16 protein-coding genes are annotated in these 16286 nt (G+C 64.5%); all 16 read left to right on the forward strand.

All coding sequences use genetic code 11. The features are described from left to right. The first annotated feature begins 2 nt into the window (after window positions 1-2). The 16 genes from ACP92_RS11400 (at window position 3) to ACP92_RS11475 (ending at window position 16233) form a co-directional block, all read left to right on the forward strand. Window positions 3-740, forward strand: a complete 738-nt coding sequence (locus tag ACP92_RS11400) for an IclR family transcriptional regulator (RefSeq protein ID WP_041310693.1) — start codon at window positions 3-5, stop codon at window positions 738-740. Between the two features lie 160 nt (window positions 741-900). Next, window positions 901-1656, forward strand: a complete 756-nt coding sequence (locus ACP92_RS11405) for a glutamine ABC transporter substrate-binding protein (protein ID WP_013234264.1) — start codon at window positions 901-903, stop codon at window positions 1654-1656. Window positions 1657-1753: 97 nt separating this feature from the next. After that, window positions 1754-2419 carry an amino acid ABC transporter permease gene (locus ACP92_RS11410; RefSeq protein WP_013234265.1) on the forward strand — a complete coding sequence of 222 codons (666 nt, stop codon included), beginning with the start codon at window positions 1754-1756 and terminating at the stop codon, window positions 2417-2419. Further along, window positions 2419-3192 carry an amino acid ABC transporter ATP-binding protein gene (locus tag ACP92_RS11415; protein ID WP_013234266.1) on the forward strand — a complete coding sequence of 258 codons (774 nt, stop codon included), beginning with the start codon at window positions 2419-2421 and terminating at the stop codon, window positions 3190-3192. The genes ACP92_RS11410 and ACP92_RS11415 overlap by 1 nt, the downstream gene beginning before the upstream one ends. A 73-nt stretch (window positions 3193-3265) precedes the next feature. Further along, window positions 3266-4714 carry a formimidoylglutamate deiminase gene (locus ACP92_RS11420; RefSeq protein ID WP_013234267.1) on the forward strand — a complete coding sequence of 483 codons (1449 nt, stop codon included), beginning with the start codon at window positions 3266-3268 and terminating at the stop codon, window positions 4712-4714. A gap of 295 nt (window positions 4715-5009) precedes the next feature. Continuing rightward, entirely contained in the window at window positions 5010-5447 is a 438-nt protein-coding gene (locus ACP92_RS11425) for a universal stress protein (protein WP_013234268.1), read from the forward strand. A 236-nt stretch (window positions 5448-5683) separates the two neighbouring features. Further along, the gene (nhaA, locus tag ACP92_RS11430; protein ID WP_013234269.1) at window positions 5684-6877 is read left to right on the forward strand and encodes a Na+/H+ antiporter NhaA; all 1194 of its coding nucleotides are present in this window, start codon (window positions 5684-5686) and stop codon (window positions 6875-6877) included. A 308-nt stretch (window positions 6878-7185) separates the two neighbouring features. Continuing rightward, window positions 7186-7479: a hypothetical protein gene (locus ACP92_RS11435; protein ID WP_013234270.1), complete on the forward strand. Its 294-nt coding sequence runs from the start codon at window positions 7186-7188 to the stop codon at window positions 7477-7479. Between the two features lie 82 nt (window positions 7480-7561). Further along, window positions 7562-7741 carry a hypothetical protein gene (locus ACP92_RS11440; protein WP_041310695.1) on the forward strand — a complete coding sequence of 60 codons (180 nt, stop codon included), beginning with the start codon at window positions 7562-7564 and terminating at the stop codon, window positions 7739-7741. Between the two features lie 519 nt (window positions 7742-8260). Beyond that, window positions 8261-9205 carry a sugar ABC transporter substrate-binding protein gene (locus ACP92_RS11445; protein WP_013234271.1) on the forward strand — a complete coding sequence of 315 codons (945 nt, stop codon included), beginning with the start codon at window positions 8261-8263 and terminating at the stop codon, window positions 9203-9205. A 91-nt stretch (window positions 9206-9296) separates the two neighbouring features. After that, window positions 9297-10865: a sugar ABC transporter ATP-binding protein gene (locus ACP92_RS11450; RefSeq protein ID WP_013234272.1), complete on the forward strand. Its 1569-nt coding sequence runs from the start codon at window positions 9297-9299 to the stop codon at window positions 10863-10865. A 51-nt stretch (window positions 10866-10916) separates the two neighbouring features. Further along, a complete protein-coding gene (locus ACP92_RS11455; RefSeq protein WP_013234273.1) occupies window positions 10917-11903 on the forward strand; it encodes an ABC transporter permease in 987 nt (328 codons plus the stop codon). 11 nt (window positions 11904-11914) lie between these two features. Then, entirely contained in the window at window positions 11915-12928 is a 1014-nt protein-coding gene (locus ACP92_RS11460) for a LacI family DNA-binding transcriptional regulator (RefSeq protein ID WP_013234274.1), read from the forward strand. Between the two features lie 16 nt (window positions 12929-12944). Then, window positions 12945-13844 (forward strand): ribokinase, encoded by a 900-nt coding sequence (gene rbsK, locus ACP92_RS11465; RefSeq protein ID WP_013234275.1) that lies wholly within the window; start codon window positions 12945-12947, stop codon window positions 13842-13844. 21 nt (window positions 13845-13865) lie between these two features. Beyond that, window positions 13866-14258 carry a D-ribose pyranase gene (gene rbsD, locus ACP92_RS11470; protein ID WP_013234276.1) on the forward strand — a complete coding sequence of 131 codons (393 nt, stop codon included), beginning with the start codon at window positions 13866-13868 and terminating at the stop codon, window positions 14256-14258. Between the two features lie 229 nt (window positions 14259-14487). Further along, entirely contained in the window at window positions 14488-16233 is a 1746-nt protein-coding gene (locus ACP92_RS11475) for a methyl-accepting chemotaxis protein (RefSeq protein WP_013234277.1), read from the forward strand. Window positions 16234-16286 lie beyond the last annotated feature (53 nt).

Below are 16286 nucleotides of genomic sequence, written 5' to 3' on the forward strand. Positions count from 1 at the left end.
CCATGGACTCTCCTCAAACCTCTACTATCGTTGACCGCGTACTCCACGTCCTCGCAGGCGTGGCCCGTGCCGGCAAGCCCGTCAGTGCCAAGCAGATCGCTGCCATGGTGCAACAACCCGTCAGTACCGTGTACCGGCATCTGGCCTCCCTCAAGAAGTGGGGGCTGTTGCAGGAACACATGAACTCCGGGACCTTCGAACCCGGCCCCACCGGCGTACAGCTGGCCTGGGGCTTCGACCAGAACTCCAACCTGGTCAGCCAGAGCCGCGAAGAGATCAGCTCGCTGGTCCAGCGCAGCGGCGAGAGCGTCGGCCTGCTGGTGGCCATCAACGGGCAGATGGTGTGCATCGCCATGGAAGAAAGCGATCAGCCGCTGCGCTGTTCCTTCACCAAGGGCCGCGCTCATCCGCTGCTCAAGGGCGCCTCCGCCAAGAGCCTGCTGGCCTTCATGCCGCGCAAGCTGCAGCAGAAGCTGCTGACCGACCAGTTGGGCGACAAGCCCGAGGAACTGGCCGCCCTGGAAACACAGCTGGAAGAAATCCGCCGGCGCGGCTACTGTATCAGCGAAAGCGAGGTCGATCTGGGCGTATGGGGTGTCTCGGTGCCCATCATGACCTCCAATGGCCGCCTGGAAGGTACGATCACCCTGATGGCGCCGGCGCTGCGTGTGGGCAACCGCGAGCAGGAACTGGTGCGCATGACGCTGGAATCGGCCCAACGCATCTGTAACCGTTTTTAAGCCTTAATTGCCTTTTGCCTTTTTGCCTTATCGTAGGACTTAGCAAGAGCGGCCAAGCTGCGCGCCGCGGGGTAGGCGCAGCAGTCAGGACGCCAGGTCAATCTGTTGACATCGTGCCGGCAAGCCCGGCGTCCAGCCAATCTTCTCTACTGAGGAAATCATGAAGACATTCTCCAAGCTGCTCTGCGCCGGCATGGCCAGCCTGAGCCTGCTGATCGCGGCTGTCCCGGCCGCCCACGCCAACGGTGAGGTGATCCGGGTCGGCACCGACGCCACCTTCCCGCCGATGGAATTCGTCAAGGATGGCAAGCGCACCGGCTTTGACGTGGAACTGATCGAAGCCCTGGCCAAGACTATGGGCAAGAAGGTCCAGTGGATCGACATCGACTTCAAGGGCCTGATTCCCGGCCTGGTCTCCAACCGCTTCGACATCGCCGCCTCGGCCATCTACATGACCGACGAACGGCGCAAGGTGGTCAACTTCAGCGACCCCTACTACCGTGGCGGGCTGGCCGTGCTGGTGCGCCGTGACGACAACAGCATCAAGGTCCCGGAAGACCTCAACAAGGGCAAGCGCGTTTCGGTGCAGGTTGGCACCAAGTCGGTGGGCTACCTCAAGGACAACTTCCCCGGCGTGGAGCGGGTGGAGGTCGAGAAGAACCAGGCCATGTTCGACCTGCTGGCCACCGGTCGCGTCAATGCCGTGGTCACGGGGCGTCCGGCAGCGGTCGAATATGCCCGCACCCAGCCGTTGGTGCGCGTGCTGGACAAGGGGCTGACCACCGAGTTGTACGGCTTTGCCCTGCGCAAGAGCGATACCGAACTGACCGCGCAACTCAACAAGGCCTTGCAAACTCTACGCATGAACGGTACCTATACGGCGCTTACCGACAAGTGGTTCGGCAAGAGCGAGTAAGCCACGCCTCCCGGTCCTGGTTCCCTCTGCATGAAGCACCGCCTCGTCCGCGCACGATCCAGCGTGGCCGGGGCGCTTCTTTTTTCTGGAGCATTGCATGAAACTGGATTTTTCGGGCGTCTGGGAGAGTTGGCCCTCGCTCGTCCACGGCACCCTGGTGACAGTCGAGATCACCGCGGCCTCGCTGGTGGTGGGCTGCGTGCTGGGCCTGCTGGTCGGCCTGGGGCGCCTGTCACCGCAGCGTCGCGTGATCTATGGCCTGTGTACGATCTACCTGACCCTGGTGCGCGGCACGCCGCTGCTGGTGCAACTGTTCCTGTGGTTCTTTGGCTTGCCGCATGTGGGCGTGATCCTGCCGGCCTACGTCTGCGGCATCCTGGGGCTGGGCATCTACAGCGGGGCCTATGTCTCGGAGATCGTGCGCGGCGCCATCCAGTCCATCGAGCGCGGCCAGATGGAGGCGGCGCGTTCGCTGGGCCTGCCTTACCGCATGGCCATGCGGCGCGTGATCCTGCCGCAGGCCTTCGTGCGCATGATCCCGCCGCTGGGCAATGAATTCATCGCCCTGATCAAGAATTCGGCGCTGGTCTCGCTGCTGACCATCGCCGACCTGATGCACGAGGGAGAGAAGATCATCAGCGTCACCTACCGCTCGCTGGAAACCTATCTGGCCATTGCGCTGATCTATCTGCTGCTCACCAGCGTGACCACGCTGATCTTGCGCCGCGTCGAAAAAGTGCTGCGCTCCGAAGGGAGGGTGTGATGACCGAGCCCATCGTCGAGGTCAGCGGCCTGAGGAAATCCTTCGGCGCCCACGTAGTGCTCAAGGACCTGGATCTCAGCGTCGCACCCAGCCAGGTGGTGGTCGTCATCGGCCCCAGCGGCAGCGGCAAGAGCACTTTCCTGCGTTGCCTGAACGGGCTGGAAAAGGCCGAGGGCGGCACGGTAAAGGTCTGCGGGCGCCCGGTGGTGGAGGGCGGTCGGATGATGCCGGAAGCCATGCTGGACCTCCTGCGCGCAGAAGTGGGCATGGTCTTTCAGTCCTTCAACCTGTTTCCCCACCTGACCGTGCTGGACAACATCACGCTGGCCCCCACCTGCCTGCGCGGGATGTCGCGCAAGGCCGCCCAGCAACAGGCGCTGCAGCTGCTGGAGAAGGTCGGCCTGGCGCACAAGGCAAAGGCCTACCCCGGCACGCTCTCGGGCGGGCAGAAACAGCGCGTGGCCATCGCCCGTGCGCTGGCCATGGAGCCCCAGGTGATGCTGTTCGACGAACCCACCTCGGCGCTGGACCCCGAGCTGGTGGGCGAGGTGCTGCAGGTGATACGTGCGCTGGCAGCCGAAGGCATGACCATGATCATCGTCACCCACGAAATGGGCTTTGCCCGCGAGGTGGCCGATGTGGTGGTGGTGATGGATCACGGCAGCATCGTCGAAGCCGGACCGCCTGGCGCCATCTTCACCGCTCCGCAGCAGGCACGCACCCGCAGCTTCCTCCAGACCATGCTGGCGCGTCAGGTCGCCGATGGAAACTGACGTCTGGCTGACAGCGGCATGGATGAGTCCGCGATAGACTACGGCTACCTGCAAGAATAAAGAAGGTGAGCACATGGCATCGCACGGCGACCAAGACCTGCACCACCTCGACCAGGCACCGGAGAACGCCTGCGCCAACGGCGCGCTGTTCTGTCCGCTGGCCTTGCTGCCGCAAGGATGGCGCAGCGACGTCCTGCTGCGCTGGGACGGCGCGGGCCGCCTCACGCACGTCACGCCCGACAGTGCCCGCGGCAGCGCTGCGCTGGCCAGCGGCCCGGTGCTGCCGGGCATGCCCAATCTGCATAGCCATGCCTTCCAGCGCGCCATGGCGGGGCTGGCCGAGACCATGGGCAGTCCCGCGGACTCCTTCTGGAGCTGGCGCGAGCTGATGTACCGCTTTGCCCAGCGCCTGCAGCCCCGGCAGCTCGAAGCCATCGCGCGGCAGACCTACATCGAAATGCTCAAGGCCGGCTATACCTCGGTCTGCGAATTCCACTATCTGCATCACGCCCCGGACGGCGCACCCTATGCCGATCCGGCAGAAATGGCCTGGCCCTTGCTGCAGGCCGCCGGCCAGTCCGGTATCGGCATGACCTTGCTGCCGGTGCTGTACCAGCAGGGCGGCCTGGGCGGCCGGCCAGTGTCGGCCGAGCAGCGCCGGTTCGTCGCTGCTCCGTCCTGGCTGCTCGGACTGCGAGAGCGCTTGCTGCAACACATGCCGGAAAATGACATGCGCCGTTATGGCGTCGCGCCGCATTCGCTGCGAGCGGTGGCGCCGACCGGGCTGGAAGAACTGCTGTCGGGGCTCGCAGGACAGCCTGGCGGCAGTGATGCGCCCATCCATATCCATGTGGCCGAACAATTGCGCGAGGTCGAGGATTGCCTGGCCTGGAGCGGACAGCGTCCGGTGCAGTGGCTGCTGTCTTCGCAGCCGGTCGATGCGCGCTGGTGCCTGGTCCACGCCACCCATATGGACGACGAGGAGTACCGCGCCGTGGCCGGCAGCGGCGCGGTGGTGGGACTGTGTCCGACCACCGAAGCCAATCTCGGCGACGGCGTCATCGACGCGCCCCGTCTCATCGATAGTGCAGCGCGCTGGGGCATCGGGTCGGACAGCAATATCGCCATCAGCCTGCGCGCCGAATTGCGCCTGCTGGAATATGCGCAACGCCTGCATCACCGCCGCCGCAACGTGCTGGCCGTGATCGACGCGCCAGCGGTGGCTGACCGACTGTTCTGCCAGGCGCTGGCAGGCGGCGCCCAGGCGGCCGGACGGGCCGTGGCAGGGCTGATGCCGGGCCAGCGCGCCGACCTGGTGGTGCTCGATCCCGACCATGTCAACCTGGCTCAACGCAGCAGCACGCAATTGCTCTCGGCGCTGGTGTTCTGCGAACACGATGGACCGATGATCGGTGATGTCTACGTCGGCGGCCGGCAGGTGGTCAAGGAGGGGCGTCATGCGCTCGACGACCGCGCGCGGGAAGACTACCGCCACGCGCTGGCCGCGCTGCTGAAAGATTGAACCAGGCGGCGAGGCAGCTTGCCTTGCCTATGTCCATGTCCATGCCGCGCCGCGCCGCGCAGCAGGCACACCTCCTGAGCTACCGTCCTTGCACAGAGCCTGCCGTGTCACAGAACGTGTTCTGACCGCTTGCCTGCGGGCAGGTCGCCGTCCTTTCGGCGCGCCTGGTTTGATCCAGCGCAAGCCCGCACCAGTTCTGCTTTAGGGGCTGGTGGCGCTTGATGCATGTCAAGTCGTCTCAGGAGTCGGGGGCTTAGTATGCAGTCATACGATTTCTGTCACCCGAGAGGTCATCATGTTCAAGAACATCCTGCTGGCAACCGACGGTTCCCGTCTGTGCAACGAGTCGGTCAAGGCGGCCATTGCCCTGGCCAAGAGCTGTGGCAGCAGCCTGGTCGGCTTGTCGGTATCGGGCAATCTGCGCGCATTGTCGATCCCTGAGGTCAGCGTCGGCGTGGATGTGGCGCGTGCCGGTGAAGCTGGTCGCGCAAGGGCGCTGGCCAGTGTCGAGATGATCACCGAGATGGCCCGCCAGGAAGGTGTTCCCTGCTCGGTGCAGGTGGCCCAGGGTGGTCGCCCCTACGAAGAAATCATGCGCGTGGCCGAACGCGAACATTGCGACGCCATCTTCATGGCTTCCAAGGCAAGGTCCACCCTGGGACGCCTGCTCATGGGCAGCCAGACGCAGAAGCTGCTGGCCCGTAGCAAGGTGCCGGTGCTGGTGTTCCGTTGAAAGATCAAGACGCGTCCTTCGGCTGAAAGCTGAAAGCAGAAGGGCGCAGGCGGTGCAAGCCGCCAGGCAGGTTTGTGGTGTGGAGGGTCGGGCCGTTCCTGTGGAGAGGGACGGCCCTTTTTTTATGCCCGTCGATCAGATGCGCGCCAGCCTGATGCGGGTGAGAAAATTTGGTGAAACGCTTTTCCCTTGTTACAGTCAGGGCTGCTATCAACCTGGCAACAAGGAGCCTTCCATTGAGTCAATCCCCCCATCCCATCCAGGGCGGCAACGCCTTCGCCCGCTTCTTCGCGCACGAGGCCGCTGGCGGCATCGTGCTGGCCATCGCCGCCGTGCTGGCGCTGGTGATCAGCAATTCAGGATGGCGCGAGGCCTACGCGGCCTTTACCCGTATTCAGGGAACGGTCGATATCGGTGGCTTGGTGGTGCTGTCCAAGCCGCTGCTGCTGTGGGTCAATGACTTGTGGATGGCGGTGTTCTTCTTCCTGGTGGGACTGGAGATCAAGCGCGAGTTCGTCGAAGGCGAGCTGGCTTCGCGCAAGCAGGCCATCCTGCCGGCAGCGGCCGCGCTGGGCGGCATGGTAGTTCCAGCGGCCATCTACGCCCTCATCAATCTGGGGGACCCGGTCGCCTTGCGCGGCTGGGCGATCCCTGCGGCCACCGACATCGCCTTTGCCATCGGTATCGTGATGCTGCTGGGTTCGCGGGTGCCGACCTCGCTGAAGGTGTTCCTGACGGCCGTGGCCATCATCGATGACCTGGGCGCCATCGTGGTCATCGCCCTGTTCTATACCGACAATCTCTCGCTGGGCATGCTGGCCGGCGCCGGCCTGGGCAGCCTGGTGCTGCTGCTGCTCAATCGCAGCGGGGTGCGTCGCGCCGATGTGTATATCCTGGTGGGTCTGGTGATCTGGGTCTGCGTACTAAAGTCGGGCATCCACGCCACGCTGGCCGGTGTGGTCACGGCGCTGGCCATTCCCATGCGCGACGCTCACGACCAGCCCTTGGCCGGGGCGCTGGAACATGGCTTGCATCCCTGGGTGGCCTTCCTGGTGCTGCCCATGTTCGCCTTCGCCAATGCCGGCGTCTCCCTGCAGGGCATGTCGCTGGGCAGCCTGCTCGAACCCATTCCGCTGGGCATTGCGGCTGGCCTGGTGCTGGGCAAGACGGTCGGGGTCTTTGGCGCAGCCTGGCTGATGGTGCGCAGCGGACTGGCGACTGCGCCGGCCGGGGCCACGACGCGGCAGTTCATCGGCGTGTGCATGCTGTGCGGGATCGGCTTTACGATGAGCCTGTTCATCGGCGGACTGGCCTTCCAGGGGCTGGCGGCTGATTTTGAAGCCAAGCTCAAGCTGGGCGTACTGGGCGGCTCGGTGATCGCAGGCTTGCTGGGGACGCTGGTATTGTGGCGCAAGACATCACCTGGGTGAATGACTCTTTCGGCCCGCGTTTGCTCGATGCATCGCGGGGCGGGGCCGCTAGCTGAGCGGCTGTGAGCCGTAGTTGTCAATCAAATACAGCGATAAGTCGCCGTTTGACGACGAATCCATAAGTTTTTGTTTTGCACTGCAAAATGTTGACCGATAATCAAGCCTGGCAGCCGCGCTCTCCCCGCAGGACGCCTTTGCCAAAAAGGCATCATGCTTGCGGTGAAGCTCTGCCGTAGCGGCGCGGGCAAGTGCAAAATGCTGCTACGCGAAACAAGGCATGCTTTACATCATCTTTTGGCAGTAGCAAGATGGGCTCGCAGGTGAATGCAGACGCGGCCCGGATGGCCGTCAGGCTGGACGGACGTGGCAGCAGCACCTGCAGCATGTCAGGGATGTTGCCTGCGGGCATTTTCATCCCTGGTGATGATAAGCTGCGCGAATATCAGCGCAGCAGCCAGAAAGATGAGGAGACGTCGATGAAGTTCATCGAGCTGCTGATGGCCTATGGTGGCCAGGCATTGGTGTGGTATGCGATGTATGTGCTCGTGGGGAGCTGCGCCTTCGGCGCTTATGTATGGCGGCGCACCGGGGTGGGCCACTAGAAAAGCGGCAGGGCGGCAGTGCGTCGATGGGGTTGTGCCTGGGGGCAGGCGTGGTGGTGGCGGTAGTTGATGGGGAAATGGTATGCATATCCTGGAACGGGTCCTGTCGTGGGGCGGGTCCTTCTTGAGTTGGTACGTGGTCTACTTCGTGGTGGCCGCGGGGGCGTTTGGCGGCTATCTGGTCTATCGCCTGTGGCTGCCTGACTGGCTCAGGGCCCGGCAGGCGAGGGCGCGCGGGCCGCAGCACAGGCGCATCGACTGAGCCCTGGCGGGTTTTGAACAGGCTGCTAACGGCGAGCCGCTCCTCTCGGGGCGGCTCGCCGTTTTTCGTTTTCCGCCAGCGCGGCGATATCTGAAATGCCGGTTGGTTCTCCTGCGAGATGCAAAAAAAAGCTGTAGTCGAGGCTTTATTTTCTCAAAACGCGGTGCTATTCTCCTTTCCGCGCAAACGTTTGCGCACCGATAACGGCGTCCATCTAGGGCCTGTTCACACTTAATCTGCGAGATGCGTTGCCCCCAGAAGGCGGGGTGGCAAGGCGCGCGTCAGGGCTGGTGGTGGTGCCACCAGCCCTGACGTGCAACGCGGCCAGCGCGCCTTCTGGGGGCAACCCTCCGGGAGAGGCCGCCAAGCGTCGCCTGCCGTTGTTGCAGCTCCTTGCCGTGGCACCACCACGGCGCGTCGCTGCGCCTAGGCAGTCAACGCTTGGCGACCTCTCGCACTCGCAGATTAAGTGTGAACAGGCCCTGGGAAACGCCGGCAACATCAATACTGGAGACCCAGATGAACAAATTCACCCGCCGTCATTTCGCCATTGCCGCTCTGGCCTGTGCAGTCCTTCCCGGCGCCGCCATGGCGCAGACCCCGGCCAAGCCCAAGGTGGCGCTGGTCATGAAGTCGCTGGCCAACGAGTTCTTCCTGAACATGGAAAACGGCGCTCGCGAATACCAGAAGGCCAACGCCAGCAAGTTCGACCTGATCGCCAACGGCATCAAGGATGAGCAAGACACGGCCAACCAGATCAAGATCGTCGAGCAGATGATCGTCTCCAAGGTCAACGCCCTGGTGATCGCGCCGGCGGACTCCAAGGCCCTGGTGCCGGTGGTCAAGAAGGCCATCGACGCTGGCATCATCGTGGTCAACATCGACAACAAGCTGGACGACGCCGCCCTGAAGGAAAAGGGCATCACCGTGCCGTTCGTGGGCCCGGACAACCGCAAGGGCGCCAAGCTGGCCGGCGACTACCTGGGCAAGCAACTGCAGAAGGGTGACAAGGTCGCCATCATCGAAGGCGTTTCCACCACCTTCAATGCACAGCAGCGCACGCTGGGCTTCCAGGACGCCATGAAGGATGTCGGCGCCAATGTGGTGACCGTGCAGTCGGGCCAGTGGGAAATCGACCAGGGCAACAAGGTCGCTGCGTCGATCCTGAACGCCCATCCTGACATCAAGGCCATCCTGGCTGGCAACGACAACATGGCGCTGGGCGCCGTGGCCGCCATCCGCGCCGCTGGCAAGACCGGCAAGGTGCAACTGGTCGGCTACGACAACATCAACGCCATCAAGCCGATGTTGAAGGATGGCCGCGTGCTGGCCACTGTTGACCAGTTCGCCCAGCAGCAAGCCGTCTTCGGCATCGAGACCGCCTTGAAGGCGCTGTCTGAGAAGAAGCCGCAAAGCGCCCTGGGTGGCGTGGTCGAGACCAAGGTCTCGCTGGTCACCAAGTAATACCGACGCCCTTTAGCGTCTTCTCTGCAAAGCGCTGCGCCCGTTCCCGGGGGCAGGGCTTTGCCTCTCCCTCCTTGCGCGCTACAGAACCATGCAGCCCAACGACTCCCTCTCCCAAGGCTCGCCCTTGCTGACCCTGTCCGGCATTGGCAAGCGCTACGCCGCCCCGGTGCTCGATGGCATCGACCTGGACCTGCGTCCCGGCCAGGTGCTGGCCCTGACCGGCGAAAACGGCGCCGGCAAGAGTACGCTCTCCAAGATCATCTGCGGCCTGGTCGATGCCAGCGCCGGCGGCATGATGCTCGATGGCCAGCCCTATGCACCGGCTTCACGCACCCAGGCAGAAGGCCTGGGCATCCGCATGGTGATGCAGGAACTGAACCTGATCCCCACGCTGTCGATTGCCGAAAACCTGTTCCTGGAAAAACTGCCGCGCCGCTTCGGCTGGATCGACCGCAAGAAGCTGGCCGAGGCCGCCCGCGCCCAGATGGAAGTGGTCGGTCTCGGTGAGCTGGACCCGTGGACGCCCGTAGGCGACCTGGGCCTGGGCCACCAGCAGATGGTCGAGATCGCGCGCAACCTGATCGGCAGCTGCCGCTGCCTGATCCTGGACGAACCCACGGCCATGCTGACCAACCGCGAGGTGGAATTGCTGTTCTCGCGCATCGAGCGCCTGCGCGCCGAAGGCGTGGCCATCATCTACATCTCGCACCGCCTGGAAGAATTGAAGCGCATCGCCGACCGCATCGTGGTCCTGCGCGATGGCAAGCTGGTCTGCAACGATGACATCGGTCGCTATTCGACCGAGCAACTGGTGCAACTGATGGCCGGCGAATTGACCAAGGTCGACCTGGATGCCGAGCATCGCCGCATCGGCGCGCCGGTCCTGCGCATCCGCGGCCTGGGCCGCGCCCCGGTCGTGCATCCCGCCAGCCTGGCGCTGCATGCCGGCGAAGTGCTGGGCATTGCCGGCCTGATCGGTTCGGGCCGCACTGAACTGCTACGCCTGATCTTCGGCGCCGACCGCGCCGAGCAGGGTGAGATCTTCATCGGCGACAGCCAAGAGCCCGCACGCATCCGCAGTCCTAAGGATGCCGTCAAGGCTGGCATCGCCATGGTCACCGAAGATCGCAAAGGGCAGGGCTTGCTGCTGCCGCAAGCCATCAGCGTCAATACCTCGCTGGCCAACCTGGGCAGCGTGAGCCGTGGCGGCATGCTCGATCATGCCGCCGAGAGCAGCGTGGCGCAGGATTACGTGAAGAAGCTGCGCATCCGCAGCGGCAGCGTGGCCCAGGCCGCCGGCGAGCTGTCGGGCGGCAACCAGCAGAAGGTGGTGATTGCGCGCTGGCTGTACCGCGATTGCCCCATCATGCTGTTTGACGAACCCACGCGCGGCATCGACATCGGCGCCAAGTCCGATATCTATCGCCTCTTCGCCGAACTGGCCGCACAAGGCAAGGGCCTGCTGGTGGTCTCCAGCGACCTGCGCGAGCTCATGCAGATCTGTGACCGTATCGCCGTCATGAGTGCGGGCCGCATTGCCGATACTTTCAGCCGCGATGACTGGTCGCAGGAACGCATCCTGGCCGCGGCCTTCAGTGGTTACGTGGGACGCCAGGAAGCCGCCGCAGCGGCGCACGTGGCGGGCAACACCGCCTGAGGGGCCGGCATCCGCGGCCCGACTATCAACTGCCAAGAATCAACGAGACAGATGCAAACTTCTTCCTCTACCCCCGCCGCCAGCCGGCAAGCGGCCTACCTGGCCGGTTTCAAGAACTACCTGGGCCTGATGGCGGCGCTGCTGGCCATGTGCGTGATGTTCGCCTTCCTGAGCGAGAACTTCCTCAGCGCGGCCACCTTCATCACCCTCTCCAATGACATCCCGCCGCTGGTGGTGATGTCGGTGGGCATGACCTTCATCCTCATCATCGGCGGCATCGACTTGTCGGTGGGCTCGGTGATGGCGCTGGCGGCCTCCATGCTGTCCATGGCCATGGTGCGCTGGGGCTGGCCGCTGTATGCCGCTGCGCCCCTGGGCGTGGTGGTGGCGGCGCTGTGCGGTACGCTCACCGGCATGGTCTCGGTGCACTGGCGCATTCCTTCCTTCATCGTCTCGCTGGGCGTGCTGGAAATCGCCCGCGGCCTGGCCTACCAGGTCACCAACTCGCGCACCGAATACATCGGCAGCGCCGTGGACGTGATCAGCTCGCCCATCCTCTTTGGCATGTCGCCGGCCTTCCTGTCGGCCATCGCCATCGTCATCATTGCCCAGCTGGTGCTGACCCGCACCGTGCTGGGCCGCTACTGGATCGGTATCGGCACCAATGAAGAAGCGGTGCGCCTGTCCGGCGTGAACCCCAATCCCAGCAAGATCCTGGCCTTTGCCCTGATGGGTGCGCTGGCTGGCATCGCCGCGCTGTTCCAGGTCTCGCGCCTGGAAGCGGCCGACCCCAATGGCGGCGTGGGCATGGAGCTGCAGGTCATTGCCGCCGTGGTCATCGGCGGCACCAGCCTGATGGGCGGCCGGGGCTCCATCGTCAGCACCTTCATCGGCGTATTGATCATCTCGGTGCTGGAAGCTGGCCTGGCCCAGGTCGGCGTGAGCGAACCGATGAAGCGCATCATCACCGGCGCCGTCATCGTGGTGGCCGTGATCCTGGATACCTATCGCCGTCGCGGCCAACGCCACGCGCGCTAAGCGAAGACGCCATGGCCACCATCAAGGATGTCGCCAGGCTGGCCGGGGTGTCCTACACCACGGTCTCGCACGTGCTCAACCAGACGCGTCCGGTCAGCAGTGACGCGCGCGAGCGCGTGCTGGCCGCCGTCAAGGAACTGGACTACGTGCCCAGCGCCCTGGCGCGCTCGCTGCGCAGCAAGGTCACCGGCAGTATCGGCCTGATCATCCCCAACAACACCAACCCGTATTTCTCGGAACTGGCGCGCGGGATCGAGGACCACTGCTATGGCGCCGGCTACAGCGTCATCCTGTGCAATTCCGACGACGACCCCGACAAGCAGCGCGACTACCTGCAAGTCTTGCAGACCAAGCACTGCGACGGCCTCATCATCGCCACCCTGAACCAGGCCGATCTCAATCCGGCCGGCAAGCTGGACATTCCCACGGTGCTGCTGGACCGCGCCCCCAAGGAGCTGGACATCGACCTGGTCAGCACCGACAACGCCGTCGGCGGCAGCCTGGCGGCGCGCCATCTGCTGGATTTGCGCCGCTGCCGCGTGGCCTGCATCGCCGGTCCTGACGGGCTGGAATTGTCGGACGAACGGGTGCGGGGCTTCCGCCAGACCCTGGAGCAGGGCGGCCTGGCCCTGGCCGACAGTGACCTGCTGCATGCCGACTTCAGTGGCATCGGCGGTTACCAGGCCGCCATGCGCCTGCTGCAGGGACGCCCGGCCGACCAGCGTCCGGACGCCATCTTCTGCTGCAACGACATGATGGCCATCGGCGTGCTGCGCGCCGCCGGCGAATTGCAGATCGAGGTGCCGGGCGAATTGTCGGTGGTGGGCTTCGACGATATCGAACTGGCCCAGTTCGTCCATCCGCCGCTGACCACAGTGGCGCAGAACACCCGCAAGCTGGGCAACCTGACCGCGCAGTTCCTGCTGGAACGCATCGCCGACCCCAGCCTGCCGGCGCGCCGCGAGACGGTAGCGCCGCAACTCCAGCTGCGGGGCTCGACCGCCCCGCGCGTCAATCCGACCTGAGAACTAGAGAGCACACATGATCGTCATCATCGGCAGCGTCAACATGGACCTGGTCTTGCGCGTACCGCGCATGCCCTTGCCGGGCGAAACCCTGGCCGGCGACAGATTCATGACCATCCCCGGCGGCAAGGGCGCCAACCAGGCCGTGGCCTGCGCCCGCCTGGCCGCACCCGGCACCCGCGTGGCCATGGTGGCCTGCGTGGGCGACGACGCCTTCGGCGGCCAGATGCGCCAATCGATCACCGCCTGCGGCATCGATGACCGCTACATCGACGAAGTGGCGGGCGAAGCCACCGGCATCGCCTCCATCATGGTCGACGCCAACGCCCAGAACAGTATCGTCATCGCCGCCGGCGCCAATGGCCGGCTGGATGTGGAGCGCATCGAACGCGCCCGCGCGCTGATCGAACAGGCCTCCATCGTGCTATTGCAACTGGAAGTGCCGATGGCCACCGTCATCCACAGCATCGAACTGGCGCACGCGCTGGGCAAGACCGTGGTGCTGAACCCCGCCCCGGCGCAGGCCCTGCCGCGTGCACTGCTGCAGAAGATCGATTACCTGATCTTGAATGAGATCGAGGCCGCCATGCTGGCCGAAGAACAGTCCGAAGACATTCCCATGCTGGCGCGCAAGCTGCACGACCTGGGCGCGCGCAACGTGGTGGTGACGCTGGGCGAGAAGGGCGTCTATGGCTCCTTCGCTGACGGCCAGCAGCGCCATCTGCCCGCGCGCAAGGTGCAGGCGGTCGATACCACGGCGGCCGGCGACACCTTCATCGGCGGCTTCATCGGCGCCATCGCCCAGGGGCGCGACCAGTTCGAGGCCATCGCCTATGCCCAGGCCGCAGCCGCACTGAGCGTCACCCGCGTGGGTGCGCAGACCTCCATTCCCACCCGCGACGAAGTCGTGCTCTAACACGTCAAGCCCAGGATCGACATGAAGAAGACAGCCTTGCTCAACGCCGCCATTTCCCAGGTCATTGCCACCATGGGTCATGGTGATACCCTGGTCATCGGTGACGTCGGCCTGCCGGTGCCGCCCGGCGTGCCGGTCATCGACCTGGCCGTCACGCGCGGCGTGCCAGGCTTTCTGACGGTGCTGGAGACGGTGCTCAGCGAGCTGCAGGTGGAATTCCATGTGGTGGCTGATGAACTGGCCCAGGTCAGCCCTATGCTGGCCGCGCAGATCACCGCGCTGGAACTGGCCGGCAAGCGCAGCGTATCGCACGAAAGCTTCAAGGAGCAGACCCGTCGCGCCCGCGCCGTGATCCGCACCGGTGAATGCACGCCTTATGCCAACATCATCCTCGGATCAGGGGTGGTCTTCTAAGGACTTGTTTCAGTGAATACATCTACACATCTAGTTGTGTGATGACTTTGCCACACTTCAGCAAATAGTCGCACGCAACTGTTGCCGCAGAGCATGTAATGCCCCATCATTGCGAGCACCAGAATAAAAACGCTTCAGTGGACGTCGCCGTCGCTGTTCAACAATAACAAGCTGGATCTTCGAGAGAACTGGAGAGACAGCCAACACATGAACAGCATAGGGAAGAACCATGTTTGCGTATTTCAAGAATCTCAAGGTGGCCGTGCGCCTGGCGGCTGTGTTCGCCTTCATCGTGGCCTTGCTGGCCGTGGTCAGCGTGACCGCCTTCATCAAGATCAACAACATCAACCGTGCGATCGACCAGATCGTCAATGACCGCTACCTGAAGGTACGCTGGGCCTTCGACCTGCGCGACGGCGTCAACGAGCAGATCAAGTACCTGCGCGGCATCGCCATCGATATCGAGAACCGCCCGGCCAACGAAAAGCGCTTCGCCCAGCTCGAGGTCGCCGTCAAGCAGACCAAGGAAGCGCTGGACAAGATCACTGCGCGCCAGGTCACGGCGGTCGGCCAGAAGAAGGCCAAGGCCCTCGATGAGGCACGCATTGCCTTCGACGCCAGCAAGGCCGACTTCCTGGCTTTGGTGAAGGCGGGCAACAGCACGTCGGCCGATGAGTACGTGCTGCGCAAGATCACCGATACCCAGAACAACTACCTGGCGCTGGCGCGCGCCTTTGCCGACTCGCAGGATGCGCAGTTGCAGGCCGAAGGCGCCAAGGCAGTGGCCGATGGCGCAATGGCGATCGAGGTGACGCTGGCCTGCTCGATGGCGGCTGTACTGGCGGCCATCATCCTCGGCTATCTGATGGCGCGCTCCATCGTCAAGCCGCTCACCGAAGCCGTACGCGTGGCCGAGAACGTCGCTGCCGGCGACCTGACCACGCGCATCGAGCCGCATTCCCGCGATGAGACCGGTCAACTGATGCAGGCGCTGCGCAAGATGAATGACAACCTGATCGAGATCGTCAGCGGCGTGCGCCGCGGCACCGAGTCCATCACCACGGCCTCGGGCGAAATCGCCAGCGGCAACCTGGACCTGTCGGCCCGTACCGAACAGCAGGCCGGTTCGCTCGAAGAGACTGCTTCGGCCATGGAAGAAATGACCTCGACCGTGCGCCAGAACGCCGACAACGCGCGCCAGGCCAACCAGATGGCCGTGTCCGCCTCCGAGATCGCCTTGCAGGGCGGCCAGATCGTCGGGCGCGTGGTCCACACCATGGACGAGATCAACCAGTCTTCGCGCAAGATCGTCGACATCATCGGCGTGATCGATGGCATCGCCTTCCAGACCAACATCCTGGCGCTCAACGCCGCCGTGGAAGCCGCTCGCGCTGGCGAGCAGGGCCGTGGTTTCGCCGTGGTCGCCACCGAGGTGCGCAGCCTGGCCCAGCGCTCCGCCGCCGCCGCCAAGGAAATCAAGGCCCTCATCGCGGATTCGGTGGGCAAGGTCGAAGGCGGCAGCGCCTTGGTGGCGCAAGCCGGCGCGACCATGGAACAAGTGGTCAGCAGCGTGCGCAGCGTGACCGATATCGTGGCCGAAATCTCCGCGGCCAGTGCCGAACAGAGCAGCGGCATCGAGGAAATCAACCGCGCCGTCACGCAGATGGACGAGGGCACCCAGCAGAACGCCGCCCTGGTCGAACAGGCTGCCGCTGCGGCCAAGTCCATGCAGGAACAGGCCGTGCGCCTGACCCAGTCCATCAGCATCTTCAAGCTGGAGCAGGGCGCAGCGAGCATCCCGGCAGCGCCAGTGCGCACGGCGCTGGCCCCGGCAGCCCCCGCGCCCACGGCCAGCCGCGCCCCGACAGCACGGCCCCGGGTGTCGCCGGCCATTACGGCGGCGCCTACCGTGGCAGCTGCGCCTGCCTTGAAGGCGCCGGCGCGGGTGGACGAAGACGCCTGGGAAACCTTCTGAAGCCCAGCCATGCCGTCCCGCTGACAAGGGGCCGGCATCTCTTCCTATAGCCA

Source organism: Herbaspirillum seropedicae (assembly GCF_001040945.1).
In the GTDB taxonomy this organism is placed as follows: Bacteria; Pseudomonadota; Gammaproteobacteria; order Burkholderiales; family Burkholderiaceae_D; genus Herbaspirillum; species Herbaspirillum seropedicae.

Coding starts and splice junctions, on each gene's coding strand:
- ACP92_RS11400 (WP_041310693.1), top strand. CDS start 3: ATGGACTCTCCTCAAACCTCTACTATCGTTGACCGCGTACTCCACGTC.
- ACP92_RS11405 (WP_013234264.1), top strand. CDS start 901: ATGAAGACATTCTCCAAGCTGCTCTGCGCCGGCATGGCCAGCCTGAGC.
- ACP92_RS11410 (WP_013234265.1), top strand. CDS start 1,754: ATGAAACTGGATTTTTCGGGCGTCTGGGAGAGTTGGCCCTCGCTCGTC.
- ACP92_RS11415 (WP_013234266.1), top strand. CDS start 2,419: ATGACCGAGCCCATCGTCGAGGTCAGCGGCCTGAGGAAATCCTTCGGC.
- ACP92_RS11420 (WP_013234267.1), top strand. CDS start 3,266: ATGGCATCGCACGGCGACCAAGACCTGCACCACCTCGACCAGGCACCG.
- ACP92_RS11425 (WP_013234268.1), top strand. CDS start 5,010: ATGTTCAAGAACATCCTGCTGGCAACCGACGGTTCCCGTCTGTGCAAC.
- ACP92_RS11435 (WP_013234270.1), top strand. CDS start 7,186: ATGGGCTCGCAGGTGAATGCAGACGCGGCCCGGATGGCCGTCAGGCTG.
- ACP92_RS11440 (WP_041310695.1), top strand. CDS start 7,562: ATGCATATCCTGGAACGGGTCCTGTCGTGGGGCGGGTCCTTCTTGAGT.
- ACP92_RS11445 (WP_013234271.1), top strand. CDS start 8,261: ATGAACAAATTCACCCGCCGTCATTTCGCCATTGCCGCTCTGGCCTGT.
- ACP92_RS11450 (WP_013234272.1), top strand. CDS start 9,297: ATGCAGCCCAACGACTCCCTCTCCCAAGGCTCGCCCTTGCTGACCCTG.
- ACP92_RS11455 (WP_013234273.1), top strand. CDS start 10,917: ATGCAAACTTCTTCCTCTACCCCCGCCGCCAGCCGGCAAGCGGCCTAC.
- ACP92_RS11460 (WP_013234274.1), top strand. CDS start 11,915: ATGGCCACCATCAAGGATGTCGCCAGGCTGGCCGGGGTGTCCTACACC.
- rbsK (WP_013234275.1), top strand. CDS start 12,945: ATGATCGTCATCATCGGCAGCGTCAACATGGACCTGGTCTTGCGCGTA.
- rbsD (WP_013234276.1), top strand. CDS start 13,866: ATGAAGAAGACAGCCTTGCTCAACGCCGCCATTTCCCAGGTCATTGCC.
- ACP92_RS11475 (WP_013234277.1), top strand. CDS start 14,488: ATGTTTGCGTATTTCAAGAATCTCAAGGTGGCCGTGCGCCTGGCGGCT.